The organism is Pseudomonas sp. AF32 (assembly GCF_022342325.2).
In the GTDB taxonomy this organism is placed as follows: Bacteria; Pseudomonadota; Gammaproteobacteria; order Pseudomonadales; family Pseudomonadaceae; genus Aquipseudomonas; species Aquipseudomonas uvaldensis.
Window position 1 is genome coordinate 421,734 of sequence record NZ_RQJK02000001.1, and the last position, 19,316, is coordinate 441,049.

The following is a 19,316-nucleotide window of genomic DNA, read 5'->3' on the forward strand; positions in this document are numbered from 1 at the left end:
GAGGCTCTTGAAGTACGCGAGTCAGAGGCTGCGAGCAACCTGGACCTTCTCGAAGACTTCGATCTTGTCGCCGACCTTGACGTCGTTGTAGCTCTTGACGCCAATACCGCATTCCATGCCGGCACGTACTTCGGAAGCGTCATCCTTGAAGCGACGCAGGGACTCCAGCTCGCCTTCGAAGATCACGATGTCTTCACGCAGTACACGGATCGGACGGTTACGGTGAACGACACCCTCGACCACCATGCAACCGGCGATGGCGCCGAACTTCGGCGAACGGAACACGTCGCGTACTTCGGCCACGCCCAGGATGTTCTCCCGGACGTCGCTGCCCAACATACCGGTCAGGGCTTTCTTGACGTCTTCGATGATGTCGTAGATCACGTTGTAGTAACGCATATCCAGACCTTCCTGCTCGACGATCTTGCGAGCACCGGCATCGGCACGCACGTTGAAGCCGAACAGTACAGCGTTGGAAGCCAGCGCCAGGTTGGCGTCGCTTTCGGTGATACCACCGACACCACCGCCGACTACGCGCACTTGCACTTCGTCGTTGCCCAGGCCGTTCAGAGCGCCCTGCAAGGCTTCCAGCGAACCACGGACGTCGGATTTGAGGACGATGTTAAGCGTCTTCTTCTCTTCCTGGCCCATGCTTTCGAAGATGTTTTCCAGCTTGCCGGCGTGAGCGCGAGCCAGTTTGACTTCGCGGAACTTGCCTTGACGGAACAGAGCCACTTCACGGGCTTTCTTCTCGTCAGCCACAACGCTCATCTCGTCGCCAGCGTCCGGTGTGCCGTCCAGGCCGAGGATCTCGACCGGAATGGCCGGACCGGCTTCCTTGATAGGCTTGCCGTTCTCGTCGAGCATGGCGCGAACGCGGCCATAGTTCGAACCGACCAGCACCATGTCGCCCTGACGCAGCGTACCGTCCTGAACCAGAACAGTGGCCACCGGACCACGCCCCTTGTCCAGGCGCGACTCAACCACGACACCACGACCTGGGGCCGATGGGGTGGCGGTGAGTTCGAGTACTTCAGCCTGCAGCAATACCGCTTCGAGCAACTCGTCGACACCGGTACCCATCTTCGCGGACACCGGAACGAACGGAGTATCGCCACCCCAATCTTCGGAAGTCACGCCGTGAACCGACAGCTCGCTGCGGATGCGATCGAGGTCGGCACCCGGCTTGTCGATCTTGTTCACTGCAACCACCAGCGGCACGCCAGCGGCCTGAGCATGCTGGACAGCTTCGACGGTCTGAGGCATCACGCCGTCGTCCGCCGCAACCACCAGGATCACGATGTCGGTCGCCTTGGCACCACGGGCACGCATGGCGGTAAACGCGGCGTGACCCGGGGTATCGAGGAAGGTGACCATGCCGCGTTCGGTTTCAACGTGGTACGCACCGATGTGCTGGGTGATACCGCCGGCTTCGCCAGCAGCGACCTTGGCACGACGAATGTAGTCGAGCAGCGAGGTCTTACCGTGGTCGACGTGGCCCATGACGGTCACGACCGGCGCACGAGGCACCGCTTCACCTTCGAACTTCAGAGACTCGGCCAGGGAATCTTCCAGGGCGGTGTCGCTGATCAGGGTCACTTTGTGGCCCAGCTCTTCGGCAACCAGCTGGGCAGTTTCCTGGTCCAGCACCTGGTTGATGGTGGCCGGTGTACCCAGCTTGAACATGAACTTGATGATTTCGGCAGCCTTGACCGACATCTGCTGGGCCAGGTCGCCCACAGTGATGGTCTCGCCGATCTTCACTTCGCGCACGACAGGGCCGGTAGGGCTCTGGAAACCGTGGGCGTTGCGCTTCTTCAGCTTGGCCTTGCCGCGACCACCACGACGGAAGCCGTCGCTTTCTTCGTCGGTCGTGCGCGGAGCAACACGCGGCGCCGGAGCCTTTTCCTTGACGGAGGCGCGATGCGGAGCGTTCTTGCGCTCGCCATCGCCACCGCCACGACGGTTTTCGTCGGAACGCGACTTGTCAGGACGACGCTGCTGGTCGTCACGCTTGCGGGTATCAGCCGCAGGCGCGGGAGCAGGCTCCAGGACCGGCACGCTTTCGCGCACAGGTTCAGCGACCGGCGCAGGTGCCGCAACAGCTTCCACCGGAGCGGATTGCACAACGGGAGGCTGGCGACGCGCTTCTTCTTCGGCGCGACGCTTGGCTTCTTCTTCGGCCTTCTGACGCGCAGCATTTTCCGCCGCACGACGTTCTTCCAGCTCACGTTTGCGCTCGGCTTCGATTTCTTCCGGGCTGCGCTGCACAAAAACTTTCTTCTTGCGCACTTCTACGCTGATGCTCTTGCTACCGGCAACACGCAGGGTGCTGGTGGTTTTACGCTGCAGCGTAATCTTGCGCGGTTCTTCCGCTTTTGCCTTGTGACTGCTCTTCAAGTGGGTCAGCAGGGATTGCTTCTCACTGTCGGTCACATGTTCCTCGGCGGCGGTGTGCGGCAGACCTGCCTCACGCATCTGCTGCAACAGGCGCTCTACCGGTGTTTTGACCTCATCGGCCAGTTGTTTCACCGTGACTTGCGTCATGCACTTCTCTCCTCAGGCCGCGCCTAATTACTCGAACCAGTGGGCTCGGGCGGCCATGATCAACTTGCCGGCACGATCATCGTCAATGCCGTCGATGTCGAGCAGGTCGTCAATAGACTGCTCGGCCAGGTCTTCGCGGGTAATTACGCCGCGCACCGCCAGTTCCATCGCCAAATCCTTGTCCATGCCCTCAAGCGAGAGCAGGTCTTCGGCCGGATGGGCGTCTGCCAGCTTTTCCTCAGTAGCGATGGCTTTGGTCAACAAACGATCCTTGGCCCGAGCGCGAAGCTCGTTGACGATATCTTCGTCAAAGCCGTCGATGTTGAGCATCTCCTCCACCGGCACGTAGGCAATCTCTTCCAGGCTGGTAAAGCCTTCATCCACCAGCACCTGGGCCAACTCTTCATCGACTTCGAGTTCTTCGATGAAGTTGCGCAGGATGTCGCCGGTTTCAGCTTGCTGTTTGGCCTGGATGTCCGATTCGGTCATCACGTTCAAGGTCCAGCCAGTCAGTTGGCTGGCCAGACGTACGTTCTGACCACCGCGACCGATGGCCTGGGCCAGATTGTCTGCGCCAACGGCGATGTCCATGGCATGGGCATCTTCGTCGACGATAATGGCCGCCACTTCGGCTGGCGACATGGCGTTAATGACGAACTGAGCCGGGTTATCGTCCCACAGGACGATGTCCACGCGCTCGCCGCCCAATTCGCCGGACACGGCCTGGACACGCGAACCCCGCATGCCGATACAGGCACCTTGCGGGTCGATGCGCTTGTCCTTGGAACGGACGGCAATCTTGGCACGCGAGCCTGGGTCACGGGAGGCGCCCATGACTTCAATCAGGCCTTCGGCGATTTCCGGCACTTCGATGCGGAACAGCTCGATCAGCATTTCAGGCGCGGTACGCGACAGGATCAGCTGCGGGCCGCGGTTTTCGGTGCGGATTTCCTTGAGCAATGCACGCAGCCGCACACCCACCCGGAAAGTTTCGCGGGAAATGATGTCTTCACGAGCCAACAGCGCTTCGGCGTTGTTGCCCAGGTCGACGATCACGTTATCGCGGGTCACTTTCTTCACGGTACCGGAAATGATCTCTCCGAGTTTCTCGCGATAGGCGTCAACGACTTGTGCACGTTCGGCTTCGCGAACTTTCTGCACGATGACCTGCTTGGCAGTCTGTGCAGCAATGCGACCGAACTCGATGGACTCGATCTTTTCTTCGACCACGTCACCGACCTTGGCGCCAGGATGCGTTTGCGCAACCTTGCTCGGCCAGGTTTCGATCGCCGGATCATCCAGGTCGGCTTCTTCGACTACCGTCCAGCGACGGAAAGTCTCATAGGAACCGGTGTGGCGGTTGATCTCCACACGCAAATCAACTTCATCTTCAAACCGCTTTTTGGTCGCAGTGGCCAGAGCCAACTCCAGCGCTTCAAAAATAACGCCAGCCGGTACGCCCTTTTCATTGGACACCGATTCAACAACCAGCAGTACTTCTTTGCTCATCGTACGCCTCGCCTTTCGCAAGCCATTGGATCCGCGGGATCCGCAGTATCTGGCACGTATCAGTCAAAACTGGGAATAATGTTGGCCTTGTCGATCATATCGATCGGCAACAGGAACTCATGGTCATCTACCTGCACCACAACATCCTGCTCTTCTACACCGCGCAGAAGGCCTTGAAAGTTGCGTCGGCCTTCAAAAGGCGAGCGCAGCTTGATCTTTACTTGTTCTCCGGCAAACGAAGCAAACTGTTCAAGCGTGAACAGCGGGCGTTCCATGCCGGGCGAGGAAACTTCAAGGGTGTACTCGGTGCTGATTGGATCTTCAACATCCAGGACACCGCTGATCTGACGGCTGACGATGGCACAGTCGTCCACCAGCACGCCGCCTTCCTTATCGATATAAACGCGCAACAGTGAGTGGCGGCCTTGAGCCGAAAACTCAATACCCCAGCATTCATAGCCAAGGGCCACGACCACCGGGGCCAACAAGGCCTGCAACTGTTCTAGCTTGCTCGACACCTGAACCCCCTCGTGCATGTTTGTGCATGCTGCAAATAAAAAAAAATGGGCGAATCGCCCATCCCTGAAACGCCGTTGAACAGCGACGTTGTAAAGTGTCCAGCTAACAAAAAGCCCCTTGGAAGGGGCCCTGAAACTGGTTGCGGGAGCCGGATTTGAACCGACGACCTTCGGGTTATGAGCCCGACGAGCTACCAGGCTGCTCCATCCCGCGACAAAGCTGGGGCGCAAGTATACGGCTGATCCCCTATAGGGTCAATGTAACCTTCCACCTACAAGAAAGCCCGCGATTGCGGGCTCCCCTGTTCAATTGGTACCGAGAAGGGGACTCGAACCCCTACACCCTATGGGCACAACCACCTCAAGGTTGCGTGTCTACCAATTCCACCACCTCGGCAAATACAGCGTTTGGAACCTTCTTACTTCTGCTCTTGAGCTGGAGGCACGTCAGTCGCCGGGTTGGCCGACTTTTGCTCTTGAAGCACCGGGACATCATCAGAAGCCGGTTGTTGCTTTGGCACTTCCAATACCGCCGGGTTTGGCAAACCTACCTGAGTCAGCTCATGAGCTTTCTCTTTAGCAAAGTAACCTAACCCCAAGCTGGTCAAGAAGAAACCGGCGGCGAGTATAGCAGTAAACTTACTAAGAAAGGTAGAGGAACCTTGGCTTCCGAATACAGTATTTGAAGCACCTGCACCGAAAGACGCACCAGCATCCGCACCTTTACCCTGCTGCAGCAATACGAGAGCGACTACACCCAGCGCGCCCAGCAGATGAAAAACGACTACGACTGTTTCCAGCATTTTTTCAGTTTCCCGCGGCGCGACAGATCGCACCGAACTCATCTGCATTCAGGGAAGCTCCACCAATGAGCCCCCCATCGATATCCGGCATGCCGAACAGTTCGGCCGCATTGGCCGCCTTCACGCTGCCGCCGTATAGAAGCCGCACACCTCGTGCCACTTCAGCATTCTCTGCCGCCAACTGCGCACGGATGGCGGCGTGCACATCCTGAGCTTGTTGCGGCGAAGCCGTCAGCCCGGTACCAATGGCCCAGACCGGCTCGTAAGCAATGACCGCCTTGGCAAAAGCACCAACGCCCAGGTCTTCGATGATGCTGCCCAGCTGACGCCCGACAACCTCAAGAGTCTTCCCGGCTTCGCGCTGCTCCAGGGTCTCCCCCACACACAGCACCGGAACCAGACCGCATGCCTGAGCCGCAGCAAACTTGCGAATCAGCATCTTGTCCTGCTCGCCCATGATCTGGCGTCGCTCGGAATGTCCGACAAGCACCAGGGAGCAACCTGCATCCACCAACTGACTCGGTGCAATCTCACCGGTCAATGCGCCTTGCATGGACTCCACCGCAGAATTCTGCGCGCCGACCGAAATCGACTTGCCTTTCAAGCCATCAATCACTTGATTGATATACAAGCAAGGCGGGAATACCGCGACATCAACACCGCTTGGCAAGGCCAGATGACGAAGGCCGTTGATCAGCTCAGCGACGCTGGCGCGGGTACCGTGCATCTTCCAGTTACCAGCTACCATAGGGCGACGCATGCTGTACCTCGTCGGTCAAAGTGGGCGCAGATGTTACCCAACCGATTCATGGCTGGCAAGCCGAATTCAGGCAGAAACTTCAGTAACGAGTTTTGCCAGCTCTTCGGCATAACCACGGACCTGCGCTTCATCCTCGCCTTCGACCATGACACGCACCAGGGGCTCGGTACCGGACTTGCGCAGCAACACCCGCCCACGCCCGGCCATTGCCTGGGTCACGCGCTCGCTGGCCTGCTTGACCGTAGCATGTTCGAGAGGGTTCGCACCGCCACCAAAACGCACATTGATCAACACCTGAGGGCATTTGCGTAATGCCTGACGCGACTGAGCCAGGCTCTTGTTGCGCGCCTTGAGTGCCATCAGCACCTGAAGCGCGGCAATGATCGCATCGCCGGTGGTGGTGTGGTCGAAACATACGATGTGGCCGGAGTTCTCTCCCCCGATCACCCAGCCACGCTCCAGCAGCTCCGAGATGACATAACGGTCGCCGACGTTAGCGCGCACGAACGGAATGTCCATGTCCGCCAGGGCCAGCTCGAGCCCGAGGTTGCTCATCAACGTGCCGACCACACCGCCCTGCAACTTGCCACGCTCATGCAGATCGCGGGCAATGATGAACAGTAACTCATCCCCATCGACGACAGTGCCAGTGTGATCCACCATCAGGACCCGATCACCGTCGCCATCGAAAGCGATCCCGAGATCGGCATGCTCGGCCAGGACAGCGGCCTGCAACGAATCGGTATGGGTGGAACCGCAGTTATGGTTGATGTTCAACCCGTTAGGCTGGGCGGAAAGCACCACTACCTCGGCACCCAACTCACGGAACACGCTAGGTGCGACTTTGTAGGTCGCGCCATGAGCACAATCGACGACGATTTTCAGCCCTTCGAAGCTGGTGCCGGTCGGCACGCTGCCCTTGCAGAACTCGATGTAACGACCCGAGGCGTCGTTGATCCGCGACACTTTGCCGATCTTGCTCGACTCGACCACAGTCATCGGCGTATCCAGCAGCTCTTCGATCATCAGCTCGACTTCATCCGGCAACTTGGTACCCTTGCCGGAGAAGAACTTGATGCCGTTATCATCATGGGGGTTATGCGAGGCACTGATCACGATGCCGGCCTGCGCATGGAAGGTCCGCGTCAGGTAGGCAATGGCCGGCGTCGGCATTGGCCCCAGCAACATCACATCGGCGCCCGCCGAAGTCAGACCGGCCTCGAGCGCAGATTCGAACATGTAGCCGGAAATTCGGGTGTCCTTGCCAACCAGCACCTTGCAGGCGCCCATCTTGCGGAATGCCATGCCAGCGGCCCAGCCGAGCTTGAGCATGAAATCAGGGGTAATAGGGTATACACCGACCCGACCACGAATACCGTCGGTGCCAAAATATTTCTTGCTCATAAGTGCTCCGTCATTCTTATTCGGCTGATTGCACCGCTGCGATCATCCGCACGATATCCATCGTTTCGGCTACGTCATGCACCCGCAGCAGGCGCGCGCCTTTTGTGATCGCCAGAGCCGCAAGTGCAAGACCGCCGTACAGACGCTCCCCCACCGGGCGACCCAAGGCATTGCCTATCATGCTCTTGCGCGAGACGCCGACCAATAACGGCCGCCCCAGAGCATGCAAGGCTTCCATATGCTTGAACAGGCTCAGGTTATGAGCCAGTGTCTTGGCGAAGCCGAATCCGGGATCAAGCACTACCTTCTCGGCCGGGATACCCGCCGCGACGCACACGCTCAAACGCTCCGCCAGAAATTCGCCAACCTCCCGGGTCACGTCACCATAGCGAGGATCGTCCTGCATGGTTCCCGGCTCACCGAGCATATGCATCAGACAAACCGGCAACCCGGTGGCCGCCGCGGCATCCAGAGCGCCATCGCGCCGCAAGGCGCGAACGTCGTTGATCAGCCCCGCCCCGAGGCGCGCACTTTCGCGCATGACCGCAGGCGTGGACGTATCGACCGAAATTATGACATCAAGTTCGCGATGTATGCGCTCGACAATCGGCGCCACTCGCTCCAGCTCCTCGAGAGGCGAAACCGGTCTCGCGCCTGGCCGGGTCGATTCGCCGCCGACATCGATCAGCGTCGCCCCAGCCGCCACCATGGCTTCGGCATGCCGCAGCGCGGCGTCGAGCTGACTGAATCGGCCGCCGTCGGAAAAGGAATCGGGAGTGACATTGAGGATACCCATGACATGTACATGGGCCAAATCAAGAACCCGGTTGCCGCAAGGCAACCGGGTCGAGGATTGAGCAGAAGTCATTTCAAACCTTAGACGTCAGCAGCCGGACCACCGATCGGTGTTTCCGGGCGTTCGCCCTGCACCGCTGGAGGGGTGCCCGAAGTACCCGTACCACCCGACCAGTCACGAGGTTCGCGAGGTGGACGTCCCGCCATGATGTCGTCGATCTGCTCGGCATCGATGGTTTCATACTTCATCAGGGCATCGGCCATGGCGTCGAGCTTGTCACGGTTATCCGTGAGGATCTGCTTGGCGGTGCCGTAGCACTGGTCAATGATGCTGCGTACTTCGGAGTCGATCAGCTTGGCGGTCTCACCGGAGAAGCTGGCATGCTGGCCGGTGCCACCACGCCCCAGGAACACCTCGCCTTCTTCCTCTGCATACATGAGAGGGCCCAGTTTTTCTGACAGCCCCCACTTGGTGACCATGTTCCGGGCAATCTGACTGGCACGCATGATGTCGTTGGATGCGCCAGTGGTCACGCCATCGAAGCCCAGGGTCATTTCTTCAGCAATACGACCGCCGTACAGAGAACAGATCTGACTGATCAAGGCGCGCTTGGACAAGCTGTAACGATCCTCTTCCGGCAGGAACATCGTCACGCCCAGCGCACGACCACGCGGAATGATCGAAACCTTATAGACCGGATCGTGCTCAGGCACCATGCGACCGACAATGGCGTGCCCCGCTTCGTGGTAGGCCGTGTTCTGCTTTTCCTTTTCCGACATGACCATGGTCTTGCGCTCGGCACCCATCATGATCTTGTCTTTGGCCAGCTCGAACTCTTTCATCTCCACGATGCGCTTGCCGGAACGGGCAGCGAACAGCGACGCTTCATTCACCAGGTTAGCCAGGTCCGCACCGGAGAAGCCCGGCGTACCACGGGCAATGACCGCGGGAGCAACGTCGTCGCCCATCGGCACCTTGCGCATGTGGACCTTGAGGATCTGCTCCCGGCCACGGATGTCCGGCAGCCCCACCACCACCTGGCGGTCGAAACGGCCTGGACGCAGCAACGCAGGGTCGAGCACATCCGGACGGTTGGTCGCGGCAATCACGATGATGCCGTCATTCATTTCGAAGCCGTCCATCTCGACCAGCAACTGGTTGAGGGTCTGCTCGCGCTCATCGTGACCACCGCCCATGCCGGCGCCACGGTGGCGACCGACAGCGTCGATTTCGTCGATGAAGATGATGCATGGCGCGTGTTTCTTGGCCTGCTCGAACATGTCGCGCACACGACTGGCGCCGACACCCACGAACATTTCGACGAAATCGGAACCGGAAATCGTGAAGAAAGGCACCTTGGCTTCGCCGGCAATCGCCTTGGCCAGCAGGGTTTTACCGGTACCGGGCGGGCCGACCATCAGCACGCCGCGAGGGATGCGGCCACCCAGGCGCTGGAATTTGCCCGGATCACGGAGAAACTCCACCAGCTCGCCGACCTCTTCCTTGGCTTCGTCACAACCGGCGACGTCCGCCAGCGTGGTCTTCACCTGGTCTTCGGAGAGCAGCCGGGCCTTGCTCTTGCCAAAGCTCATCGGCCCGCCCTTGCCACCGGCGCCCCCCTGCATCTGGCGCATGAAGAACATGAACACCGCGATGATCACAAGGATCGGGAAGCTGGCTACCAGGAGCTGGGTCCAGATGCTTTGCTGCTCAGGCTGTTTGCCTTCGATCACGACATGGTTGTCGACCAGGTCGCCGATAAGGCCGTTGTCCTGGATGGCCGGACGGATGGTCTTGAAGCTGTCGCCATCGGTACGCTTGCCGGTAATCACATAGCCATCGACGGCAACGCGTTCGACCTTGCCATCCTTGACCTGCTGAATGAAGTCGGAATAGTTGAGGGTCTGCGGCTCGTTAGGGCTGGAGAAGTTGTTCATCACCGTCACAAGGACAGCGGCGATGATCAACCACAGGATCAGATTCTTTGCCATGTCGTTCAATTAACTACCCTCTGAAGCTGGCTCCGCTGACGGCGCGCGCCTCGCATGATATTCACCGGCCTAACTTACTACATTACTTACGACCCTGGCAGGCGCCGTCTGTAACCCTTTGTGAAACTTTCGACCGCTCAATTTTCGTTACGCGGCTTTTGCAATGCGAAATAAAAAAATCTATCGGCCCTGTCAAAGGCGCTCATCGCTGGCCGAACCCTCGATCCCACGGAAGCCTCGCGCCAACAGATACTGCTCACGGGACCGGTCACGGGACGACAATGGCTTGCGCATCTGCACCTTGTCGAACAATTTGCGGATGCGCTTGTGGTATTCGTCGAAGCCCTCCCCCTGGAAGACCTTGATCAGAAAATCACCGCCCGGACGCAGAACCCGCCCTGCAAGATCCAGGGCCAGCTCGCTGAGAAACATTGCACGGGGCATGTCGACAGCCGCCAATCCACTCATATTGGGGGCCATATCAGAAATCACAAGGTCTACCTGCGTATTTCCGACGGCCTCCAGGATTTTCGCCAGCACGGCATCTTCCGTGAAATCGCCCTGGATGAAGGTCACATCGGGGATGCTATCCATCTCCAGGATGTCGGAGGCGATCAAACGTCCTTGACCACCAATCAGACGACTGGTCACCTGGGACCATCCACCCGGCGCAGCACCGAGGTCGATCACGGTCATGCCTGGACGGATGAGCCGATCCTTTTCCTGGATCTCCAGCAGTTTGTAGCTGGCGCGCGAGCGATAGCCGTCCTTCTGCGCCATCTTGACGTACGGATCGTTGAAATGTTCTTTGAGCCAGTTCTGGCTAGTCTTGGAACGGGCCACAGGCCACCTCTGAATAAAACGGGTCGTGATTAAGTGGGCGGTCCCGGACTCGCTCGGGTAAACTGGCCGCCGCTTTTTTTACAAGATCAGACGCAGGGGTCAGATTATGCCGCTCACTCAAGAGCAGAAGAAACAATACAAATCCATTGGCCACCATCTGAAACCGGTTTTGACTGTGGCTGACAACGGTTTGACTGAAGGTGTACTGGCCGAGCTGGAACGCGCCCTGAGCGATCATGAGCTGATCAAGATCAAGCTCAACATCCTCGACCGCGAAGCCCGCCTGGCCACCATTGCTGAACTGTGCAAGACCGGCAAGGCCGACCTGGTGCAAGTCATCGGCAAGATGGCGTTGATTTATCGCAAGAATTTCAGCGTCAACAAGCAACTGTCGAACGTTCACCGCTTCAAGTGATGCCAAAAGCTCAAGGGTGTGCTTCGCGCACCCTGCCGCTCCATCCAGGCACCGGCTGCAACACCAGCACCAATCCGGAAAAACCCAGCACCAGATAACTGAACACCTGCCACTGGCTCGCATCCGGCCAGCCGAGACGCACCGCAAAGTACATCCCGCACGCGTACAACGACATGAGCAGCAATTGCCCACGCATGTCGCGCCACAGGCTGCCCAGGCCTTCGACCTGAACCAGCACCAACGCCTGGAATACCACACACACTGCCGAAAAAATGACCAGCAGAACCGTCAGCATGCCGGCGACTTCATCGATCAGCAGCGGTGCCAGGCCGATTCGCCCCAGCACCGGCAACATACCGATGTGCAGCAGCCAGAGGCCACCCACCCACAACATCTGGGTGAGTTGCCAGAGCATGGCGCCAGCCCGCAGGAGGCGCCTTCGGTCAGATGTGACGGACTTCGACAATCTCATACTCGATGACGCCACCCGGCGTCTTCACCGACACCACATCCCCCTCTTCCTTGGCGATCAAGGCGCGAGCGATAGGCGAGCCGACGGATATCTTGCCAAGCTTGATGTCCGCTTCGTCTTCGCCAACGATCTGGTAAGTCACGCTTTCATCCGTCTCGACGTTGGCGATTTCCACTGTAGTGCCGAAAATCACCTTGCCGGTATGAGGAATCGTCGTGACATCGATGATCACGGCATTCTGCATGCGGCCTTCGATATCCCGGATGCGCGCCTCGACCATGCCTTGCTCTTCACGGGCGGCATGGTACTCGGCGTTTTCCTTGAGGTCGCCCAATTCGCGGGCTTCACCGATCGCCTGGCTCAAGCGCGGACGCTCGACCTTGGTCAGGTGCGCCAGCTCTTCTTCCAGGGCGCGAGCGCCCTGAACAGTCATGGGGTACTTGGTTATGCTCATGCCTTCAATCCTGCGTGTAAATCCTGCAAGCGACGCACGGTCTTCTCGGGACCGAACTTGAGCGCTTCGCAGATCGCTTCGCCGGCAGCAATGGTCGTGGTGCAGTAGATCTTGTGCTGCAGCGCGTTGCGACGAATGGAGTAGGAATCGGCGATCGACTGGCGACCCTCGGTGGTATTGATGATCAGCGTGACTTCGTCATTCTTGATCATGTCGACCACATGTGGACGCCCCTCGGTCACTTTGTTCACGCGGCGCACTTTCAGGCCTGCCGCTTCGATCAGCCTGGCGGTCCCGGCGGTAGCAACCACTTCGAAGCCCAAGTTGATCAGATCACGGGCCACGCCTGCAACCAGAGGTTTGTCGTCATCACGCACGCTGATGAAGGCCGTGCCGCCGGTCGGCAGGACTTCGCTGGCGCCCATCTGGGCTTTGGCGAAGGCTTCGCCGAAGGTGTCGCCCACCCCCATCACCTCGCCGGTGGACTTCATTTCCGGGCCGAGGATCGGGTCGACACCCGGGAACTTGGCAAACGGGAACACCGCTTCTTTCACACTATAGAAATTCGGAATGATTTCCTTGGTGAAGCCCAGCTCTTTAAGGGTCTTGCCCGCCATGACCCGCGCAGCGATCATCGCCAGGGAGACACCGATGCACTTGGACACGAACGGTACGGTCCGGGAAGCGCGCGGGTTGACCTCGATGACGTAGATGTCCTCGCCCTGCAGGGCCAGCTGTACGTTCATCAGGCCGACCACGCCCAGTTCCAGGGCCATTTTCTTGACCTGCTCACGCATTTCGTCCTGCAGGTGGGCCGGCAACGAGTACGGCGGCAGCGAACAGGCCGAGTCACCGGAGTGAACGCCCGCCTGCTCGATGTGCTGCATGATCGCGCCGATCACCACGTCGGTGCCATCGCTGACCGCATCCACGTCCATTTCAATGGCACAGTTGAGGAAGTGATCCAGCAGCACAGGGCTGTCATTGGACACCTGGACCGCTTCGCGCAGGTAGCGCTTGAGTTCTTCTTCCTTGTAGACGATTTCCATCGCCCGGCCGCCCAGCACGTAGGAGGGGCGTACCACCAGCGGATAACCGATCCTGGCCGCTGCTTTGACCGCTTCGTCTTCGCTGCGCACGGTGGCGTTAGGCGGCTGACGCAGGTTCAGGCGCTCGACCATTTGCTGGAAGCGCTCACGGTCTTCGGCGCGGTCGATTGCATCCGGGCTGGTACCGATGATCGGTACGCCAGCGGCTTCCAGGGCGCGAGCCAGTTTCAGCGGTGTCTGGCCGCCGTACTGGACGATCACGCCCTTGGGCTTCTCGACACGGACGATTTCCAGCACGTCTTCCAGGGTGACCGGTTCGAAGTACAGACGGTCGGACGTGTCATAGTCGGTGGACACGGTTTCCGGGTTGCAGTTGACCATGATGGTCTCGTACCCGTCGTCACGCAGGGCCAGCGCGGCGTGTACGCAGCAGTAGTCGAACTCGATGCCCTGGCCGATCCGATTAGGACCGCCGCCCAGGATCATGATCTTGTCACGGGTCGACGGTGCCGCCTCGCACTCTTCCTCATAGGTGGAGTACAGATAGGCGGTGTCGGTGGCGAATTCGGCGGCGCAGGTGTCGACGCGCTTGTAGACCGGGAACACTTCCAGCTTGTGGCGATGGGCCCGCAGGCTCTTCTCGGTCACACCCAGCAGCTTGGCCAGGCGCTGGTCGGAGAAGCCCTTGCGCTTGAGGCGGAACATGGTGTCGCGGTCGATGCTGGACATGCCCAGGGTCTTGACCTTCTCTTCTTCCTTGACCAGATCTTCGATCTGCACCAGGAACCAAGGGTCGATCATGTTCATGCCGAAGATCTGCTCGACGGTCATGCCGGCACGGAAAGCATCCGCCACGTACCAGATACGCTCGGCACCCGGCACGGTCAGCTCGCGCTTGAGCTCGCTCATGCTTTCCGGGCTGCTCAGGTCCAGTTTCGGATCGAGGCCGCAAACGCCCACTTCCAGGCCGCGAAGGGCCTTCTGCAGGGATTCCTGGAAGGTCCGGCCGATGGCCATGACTTCACCGACCGACTTCATCTGAGTGGTCAGGCGAGCGTCGGCCTTGGCGAATTTTTCGAAGGCAAAACGCGGCAGCTTGGTGACGACGTAGTCGATAGACGGTTCGAAGGACGCCGGGGTCTTGCCGCCGGTGATGTCGTTCGACAGCTCGTCCAGGGTGTAGCCCACGGCCAGCTTGGCGGCGACCTTGGCAATCGGGAAGCCGGTGGCCTTCGAGGCCAGGGCCGAGGAACGGGACACCCGTGGGTTCATCTCGATGACCACCATGCGACCGGTGTTCGGGCAAATGCCGAACTGGACGTTGGAGCCGCCGGTTTCAACACCGATCTCACGCAGCACCGCCAGGGAAGCGTTGCGCAGGATCTGGTATTCCTTGTCAGTCAGCGTCTGGGCCGGCGCGACGGTGATCGAGTCGCCGGTGTGCACGCCCATCGGGTCGAAGTTTTCGATGGAGCAGACGATGATGCAGTTGTCCTTTTTGTCGCGGACAACCTCCATTTCGTACTCTTTCCAGCCGATCAGGGATTCGTCGATCAGCAGTTCCTTGGTCGGCGACAGGTCCAGGCCACGGGAGCAGATTTCTTCGAACTCTTCACGGTTGTAGGCGATGCCGCCACCGGTGCCGCCCATGGTGAAGGACGGACGGATGATGCACGGGAAGCCCAGCTTCTCGAGGACCGCGTTGGCCTCTTCCATGCTATGAGCGATACCGGAACGCGGGCATTCCAGGCCGATGGCCTTCATGGCCTTGTCGAAACGGGAACGGTCTTCAGCCTTGTCGATGGTGTCGGCGTTGGCACCGATCATCTCTACACCGAACTTCTCCAGAACGCCTTCGCGCTCCAGGTCCAGTGCGCAGTTCAGCGCAGTCTGGCCACCCATGGTTGGCAGCAGCGCGTCCGGACGTTCCTTTTCGATGATCTTGGCAACGGTCTGCCACTTGATCGGCTCGATGTAGGTGGCGTCGGCCATGGCCGGGTCGGTCATGATCGTGGCCGGGTTGGAGTTCACCAGGATGACGCGGTAACCCTCTTCGCGCAGGGCCTTACAGGCCTGGGCGCCGGAGTAGTCGAACTCGCAGGCCTGGCCGATCACGATCGGGCCAGCGCCGAGAATCAGGATGCTTTTTATGTCTGTACGTTTTGGCATGGGTTTGTCACTCAAATCCGCAGGTCAGTCGGCTAGGCCGTCGAACAATCTTGCAGCGCCTGAGGGGGCCGCCGTACTGGGGCCGCCCTCGGGCTTACGCGGTCAGCGTCGCTTGGCCATCTCATTGATGAAGCGATCGAACAGCGGAGCCACGTCGTTCGGGCCCGGGCTCGCTTCAGGGTGGCCCTGGAAGCTGAACGCGCTCTTGTCGGTGCGCTCGATGCCTTGCAGCGTGCCGTCGAACAGCGATTTGTGAATCGCCCGCACGTTGGCCGGCAGGGTCGCTTCATCCACTGCGAAACCGTGGTTCTGGCTGGTGATCATCACGACGCCGGTGTCCAGATCCTGGACCGGGTGGTTGGCGCCATGGTGGCCGTGGCCCATCTTCAGCGTCTTGGCGCCCGAGGCCAGGGCCAGCAACTGGTGCCCGAGGCAGATGCCGAATACCGGGATCTCGGTTTCCAGCACGTCCTTGATCGCCTGGATCGCGTAGTCGCAAGGCTCCGGGTCACCCGGGCCGTTGGACAGGAACACGCCATCCGGGTTGAGAGCCAGCACATCGGCGGCCGGAGTTTGCGCCGGCACCACGGTCACGCGGCAGCCACGCTCCACCAGCATGCGCAGGATGTTCAGCTTGACGCCGTAGTCGTACGCAACCACGTGGTACGGCAGCTCGGACGCTTCGATCGTCGGATGGCTGTCGGTCTTCAGGTTCCAGACCGAGGAACGCCACTCGTACTGTTTCTTGGTGCTGACGACTTTCGCCAGGTCCATGCCTTTCAGGCCAGGGAAACCCTGGGCAGCAGCGATCGCAGCTTCTTCGGAAATGTTGTCGCCGGCCATGATGCAGCCGTTCTGCGCGCCTTTTTCCCGCAGGATACGGGTCAGGCGACGCGTGTCGATGCCAGCGATCGCCACGACATTGTTGGCTTTCAGGTAATCGGACAGGGACATCGTGTTACGCCAGTTGCTCGCTACCAGCGGCAGGTCACGGATGACCAGGCCAGCGGACCAGACGCGATCGGATTCGGCATCTTCCGGCGTGGTACCGGTGTTGCCGATGTGCGGGTAGGTCAGGGTAACGATTTGCTGGGCGTAGGAAGGATCGGTAAGAATTTCCTGATAGCCGGTCATTGCGGTGTTAAACACCACCTCACCAACGGTCTGACCGTCGGCTCCAATGGCTTCGCCGCGAAAAATGCTGCCATCAGCAAGGGCGAGTATGGCTGGCTTAGTCAAGAAGACCTCCCGTAAATAAAGCCTGAAAGGGCGATCGCAGGTTGTAAAAAAGCGGAGTGACGTATGGACACGTCACCCCGCTTGTTCACTGAATTATTCTGCGCGCTTTTAGTGGACACACTAAAGCTGTAGCTTACAGAAAAAGGCTTTTTTGGTCCACCGCTAATGAGCCTTAAAGGCAGAGGAATGCGACAGGCCGTCGCGAAGCGGTGTAAAACGGGGCGCAGTATAACCTGAACCCCGTCTTCCGGATCAGCGCAGGTCGAGAACGTCCTGCATGTCGTACAGGCCTGCTTCGCGACCATCCAGCCATAGCGCGGCCCGCACTGCGCCCTTGGCGAAGGTCATGCGGCTGGACGCTTTGTGGGTGATTTCCAGTCGCTCGCCTTCGGTGGCGAACAGCACCGTATGATCCCCCACCACATCACCGCCCCGCACGGTAGCGAAACCGATGGTATCCCGCTCACGGGCGCCAGTGTGCCCCTGGCGACCATACACCGCCACTTCCTGCAGATCGCGCCCCAGCGCATCAGCGATCACTTCGCCCATGCGCAAGGCGGTGCCCGAAGGTGCGTCGATCTTGTGACGGTGATGCGCCTCGATGATTTCGATGTCCGCATCATCACCCAGGACCCGGGCTGTCAGATCCAGCAGTTTCAGTGACAGGTTCACACCCACGCTGAAGTTCGCCGCAAACACGATCGGAATGTCCTTTCCGGCGTCGGCCAGCAATTGCTTCTGCGCAGCATCCAGGCCTGTCGTGCCGATGACCATGGCTTTGCCGTTCTTGCGGCAGATGGCGAGGTTTTTCAGCATCACCTCCGGCAGGGTGAAGTCGATCAGGACATCGAATTCATCCAACACCTTTTCCAGCCCACCGGACATCGGAACACCGATACGACCCAGCGAAGCCAGCTCACCGGCATCGGCGCCGACCAGGGTGCTGTCGGGCCGAACGATGGCCGCGGTCAGCCCCGAGAGCGGCGAGCGCTGCTGCACCGCCTCGACCAGCGCTTTGCCCATGCGCCCTGCAGCGCCCATCACAGCTATACGTCGCATGCGACCTCCTTACAGATCGCCGAAGAAGCGCTTCACGCCTTCGAACCAACCGGTGGTTTTCGGGGAGTGGCTGTTGTCACCCTCCAGCGAACTGCGGAACTCTTCCAGCAACTCACGCTGGCGCCGACTCAGGTTGACCGGCGTCTCTACCGCAACGCGGCACATCAGGTCACCGGCACCGCCGCCACGAACTGGCGCAACGCCTTTGCCGCGAATGCGGAACTGCTTGCCGGTCTGCGTACCCTCAGGGATCTTCAGTTTGACGCGACCATCGAGGGTCGGGATCTCAAGCTCGCCACCCAGGGCCGCATCGACAAAGCTGATCGGCACTTCGCAGAACAGATGCTTGCCGTCGCGCTGGAAGATCGCGTGCTCGCGCACGTTGATCACCACATAAAGATCGCCGGTCGGTCCGCCCTGCGCACCCGCCTCGCCCTCGCCGGACAGACGAATGCGGTCGCCGGTATCGACACCGGCAGGCACCTTGACCGACAGCGTCTTGTACTCTTCGACGCGCCCTTCACCGTGGCAGGAATCGCACGGGTCGGAAATGATTTTGCCCTGGCCATGGCAACGCGGGCAGGTCTGCTGCACCGAGAAGAAGCCTTGCTGCATGCGAACCTGGCCAATACCACCGCAAGTCGGGCAGGTGACCGGGGAAGACCCCTTCTTGGCACCCGAACCGTCGCAGGGTTTGCAGTTGACCAATGTCGGAACACGGATATTGACGGTGGTACCGCGCACCGCTTCTTCCAGGTTCAGCTCCAGCGTGTAACGCAAGTCGCTGCCACGCTGCGCGCCGCCCCGGGCGCCACCGCGACCACCGCCGAAGAAATCGCTGAACACATCACCGAAGATATCGGAGAAGTTCTGGCCGCCGAAGCCCGCACCGCCACCCCCCATGCTCGGGTCGACGCCCGCATGACCGTACTGGTCGTAAGCCGCGCGCTTGCTGGAGTCCGACAGTACCTCGTAAGCCTCGTTAGCTTCCTTGAACAGCTCTTCCGACGCTTTATCGCCAGGGTTACGGTCCGGGTGGTGCTTCATCGCCAGACGGCGATAGGCCTTTTTCAGCTCTGCCTCGCTGGCCCCCCGCTCAACACCCAATACTTCGTAGAAATCACGCTTTGCCATTAGTCTTCGCACTCTTATAGGACGTCCGGCGCAACTCTCCTGAGCTTCGCCAAACTCGCTGAGCCCCCATGCAGGCCCGGACCCAGCTCACGTCGAAACGATCCTGGTCTTAAATCTTTCAGCCAGGGATCCGGCCAAAATGCGGCCTTTCGCC

General features: G+C 59.8%; 16 protein-coding genes and 2 tRNA genes. 1 reads left to right on the forward strand and 17 read right to left on the reverse strand.

Annotated features, from left to right (window positions below; genetic code table 11):
* Positions 1 to 21: 21 nt before the first annotated feature.
* The 11 genes from infB to rlmE form a co-directional block, all read right to left on the reverse strand.
* Complete coding sequence (gene infB, locus EGM97_RS02045) at positions 22 to 2,547, reverse strand: translation initiation factor IF-2 (RefSeq protein ID WP_053152140.1); 2,526 nt, start codon at positions 2,545 to 2,547, stop codon at positions 22 to 24.
* A 27-nt stretch (positions 2,548 to 2,574) separates the two neighbouring features.
* Positions 2,575 to 4,056: a transcription termination factor NusA gene (gene nusA, locus EGM97_RS02050; RefSeq protein ID WP_053152138.1), complete on the reverse strand. Its 1,482-nt coding sequence runs from the start codon at positions 4,054 to 4,056 to the stop codon at positions 2,575 to 2,577.
* Between the two features lie 59 nt (positions 4,057 to 4,115).
* Complete coding sequence (gene rimP, locus EGM97_RS02055; protein WP_053153211.1) at positions 4,116 to 4,574, reverse strand: ribosome maturation factor RimP; 459 nt, start codon at positions 4,572 to 4,574, stop codon at positions 4,116 to 4,118.
* 137 nt (positions 4,575 to 4,711) lie between these two features.
* Positions 4,712 to 4,788 (reverse strand) — tRNA-Met (locus tag EGM97_RS02060).
* Positions 4,789 to 4,885: 97 nt separating this feature from the next.
* A tRNA-Leu gene (locus tag EGM97_RS02065) sits at positions 4,886 to 4,971 on the reverse strand.
* A gap of 22 nt (positions 4,972 to 4,993) precedes the next feature.
* Complete coding sequence (gene secG / locus EGM97_RS02070; RefSeq protein WP_238964811.1) at positions 4,994 to 5,377, reverse strand: preprotein translocase subunit SecG; 384 nt, start codon at positions 5,375 to 5,377, stop codon at positions 4,994 to 4,996.
* Between the two features lie 4 nt (positions 5,378 to 5,381).
* Positions 5,382 to 6,137 (reverse strand): triose-phosphate isomerase, encoded by a 756-nt coding sequence (gene tpiA, locus EGM97_RS02075; RefSeq protein WP_238964810.1) that lies wholly within the window; start codon positions 6,135 to 6,137, stop codon positions 5,382 to 5,384.
* A gap of 66 nt (positions 6,138 to 6,203) precedes the next feature.
* A complete protein-coding gene (glmM, locus tag EGM97_RS02080; protein ID WP_238964809.1) occupies positions 6,204 to 7,541 on the reverse strand; it encodes a phosphoglucosamine mutase in 1,338 nt (445 codons plus the stop codon).
* Positions 7,542 to 7,557: 16 nt separating this feature from the next.
* Positions 7,558 to 8,409 (reverse strand): dihydropteroate synthase, encoded by an 852-nt coding sequence (folP, locus tag EGM97_RS02085; protein WP_238964808.1) that lies wholly within the window; start codon positions 8,407 to 8,409, stop codon positions 7,558 to 7,560.
* Positions 8,410 to 8,417: 8 nt separating this feature from the next.
* Positions 8,418 to 10,328, reverse strand: a complete 1,911-nt coding sequence (gene ftsH / locus EGM97_RS02090; protein ID WP_053152129.1) for an ATP-dependent zinc metalloprotease FtsH — start codon at positions 10,326 to 10,328, stop codon at positions 8,418 to 8,420.
* Positions 10,329 to 10,520: 192 nt separating this feature from the next.
* On the reverse strand, positions 10,521 to 11,171 hold the full coding sequence (gene rlmE / locus EGM97_RS02095) for a 23S rRNA (uridine(2552)-2'-O)-methyltransferase RlmE (protein WP_238964807.1): 651 nt from the start codon (positions 11,169 to 11,171) through the stop codon (positions 10,521 to 10,523).
* A 106-nt stretch (positions 11,172 to 11,277) separates the two neighbouring features.
* Between rlmE and EGM97_RS02100 the strand changes: the two genes are divergently transcribed.
* Complete coding sequence (locus EGM97_RS02100) at positions 11,278 to 11,586, forward strand: YhbY family RNA-binding protein (RefSeq protein WP_053152124.1); 309 nt, start codon at positions 11,278 to 11,280, stop codon at positions 11,584 to 11,586.
* 10 nt (positions 11,587 to 11,596) lie between these two features.
* On the opposite strand, the gene EGM97_RS02105 is transcribed toward EGM97_RS02100, so the two are convergent.
* The 6 genes from EGM97_RS02105 to dnaJ form a co-directional block, all read right to left on the reverse strand.
* Positions 11,597 to 12,001 carry an MFS transporter gene (locus tag EGM97_RS02105; protein ID WP_238964806.1) on the reverse strand — a complete coding sequence of 135 codons (405 nt, stop codon included), beginning with the start codon at positions 11,999 to 12,001 and terminating at the stop codon, positions 11,597 to 11,599.
* A gap of 28 nt (positions 12,002 to 12,029) precedes the next feature.
* Complete coding sequence (gene greA, locus EGM97_RS02110) at positions 12,030 to 12,506, reverse strand: transcription elongation factor GreA (protein ID WP_053153208.1); 477 nt, start codon at positions 12,504 to 12,506, stop codon at positions 12,030 to 12,032.
* 2 nt (positions 12,507 to 12,508) lie between these two features.
* Positions 12,509 to 15,730, reverse strand: coding sequence for a carbamoyl-phosphate synthase large subunit (gene carB, locus EGM97_RS02115; protein ID WP_238964805.1), 3,222 nt, complete (start codon positions 15,728 to 15,730; stop codon positions 12,509 to 12,511).
* A 102-nt stretch (positions 15,731 to 15,832) separates the two neighbouring features.
* A complete protein-coding gene (gene carA, locus EGM97_RS02120) occupies positions 15,833 to 16,969 on the reverse strand; it encodes a glutamine-hydrolyzing carbamoyl-phosphate synthase small subunit (RefSeq protein ID WP_053152119.1) in 1,137 nt (378 codons plus the stop codon).
* Positions 16,970 to 17,221: 252 nt separating this feature from the next.
* Positions 17,222 to 18,028, reverse strand: a complete 807-nt coding sequence (gene dapB, locus EGM97_RS02125; RefSeq protein ID WP_238964804.1) for a 4-hydroxy-tetrahydrodipicolinate reductase — start codon at positions 18,026 to 18,028, stop codon at positions 17,222 to 17,224.
* Positions 18,029 to 18,037: 9 nt separating this feature from the next.
* Positions 18,038 to 19,162, reverse strand: a complete 1,125-nt coding sequence (gene dnaJ, locus EGM97_RS02130; RefSeq protein WP_053152115.1) for a molecular chaperone DnaJ — start codon at positions 19,160 to 19,162, stop codon at positions 18,038 to 18,040.
* Between the last annotated feature and the right edge of the window lie 154 nt (positions 19,163 to 19,316).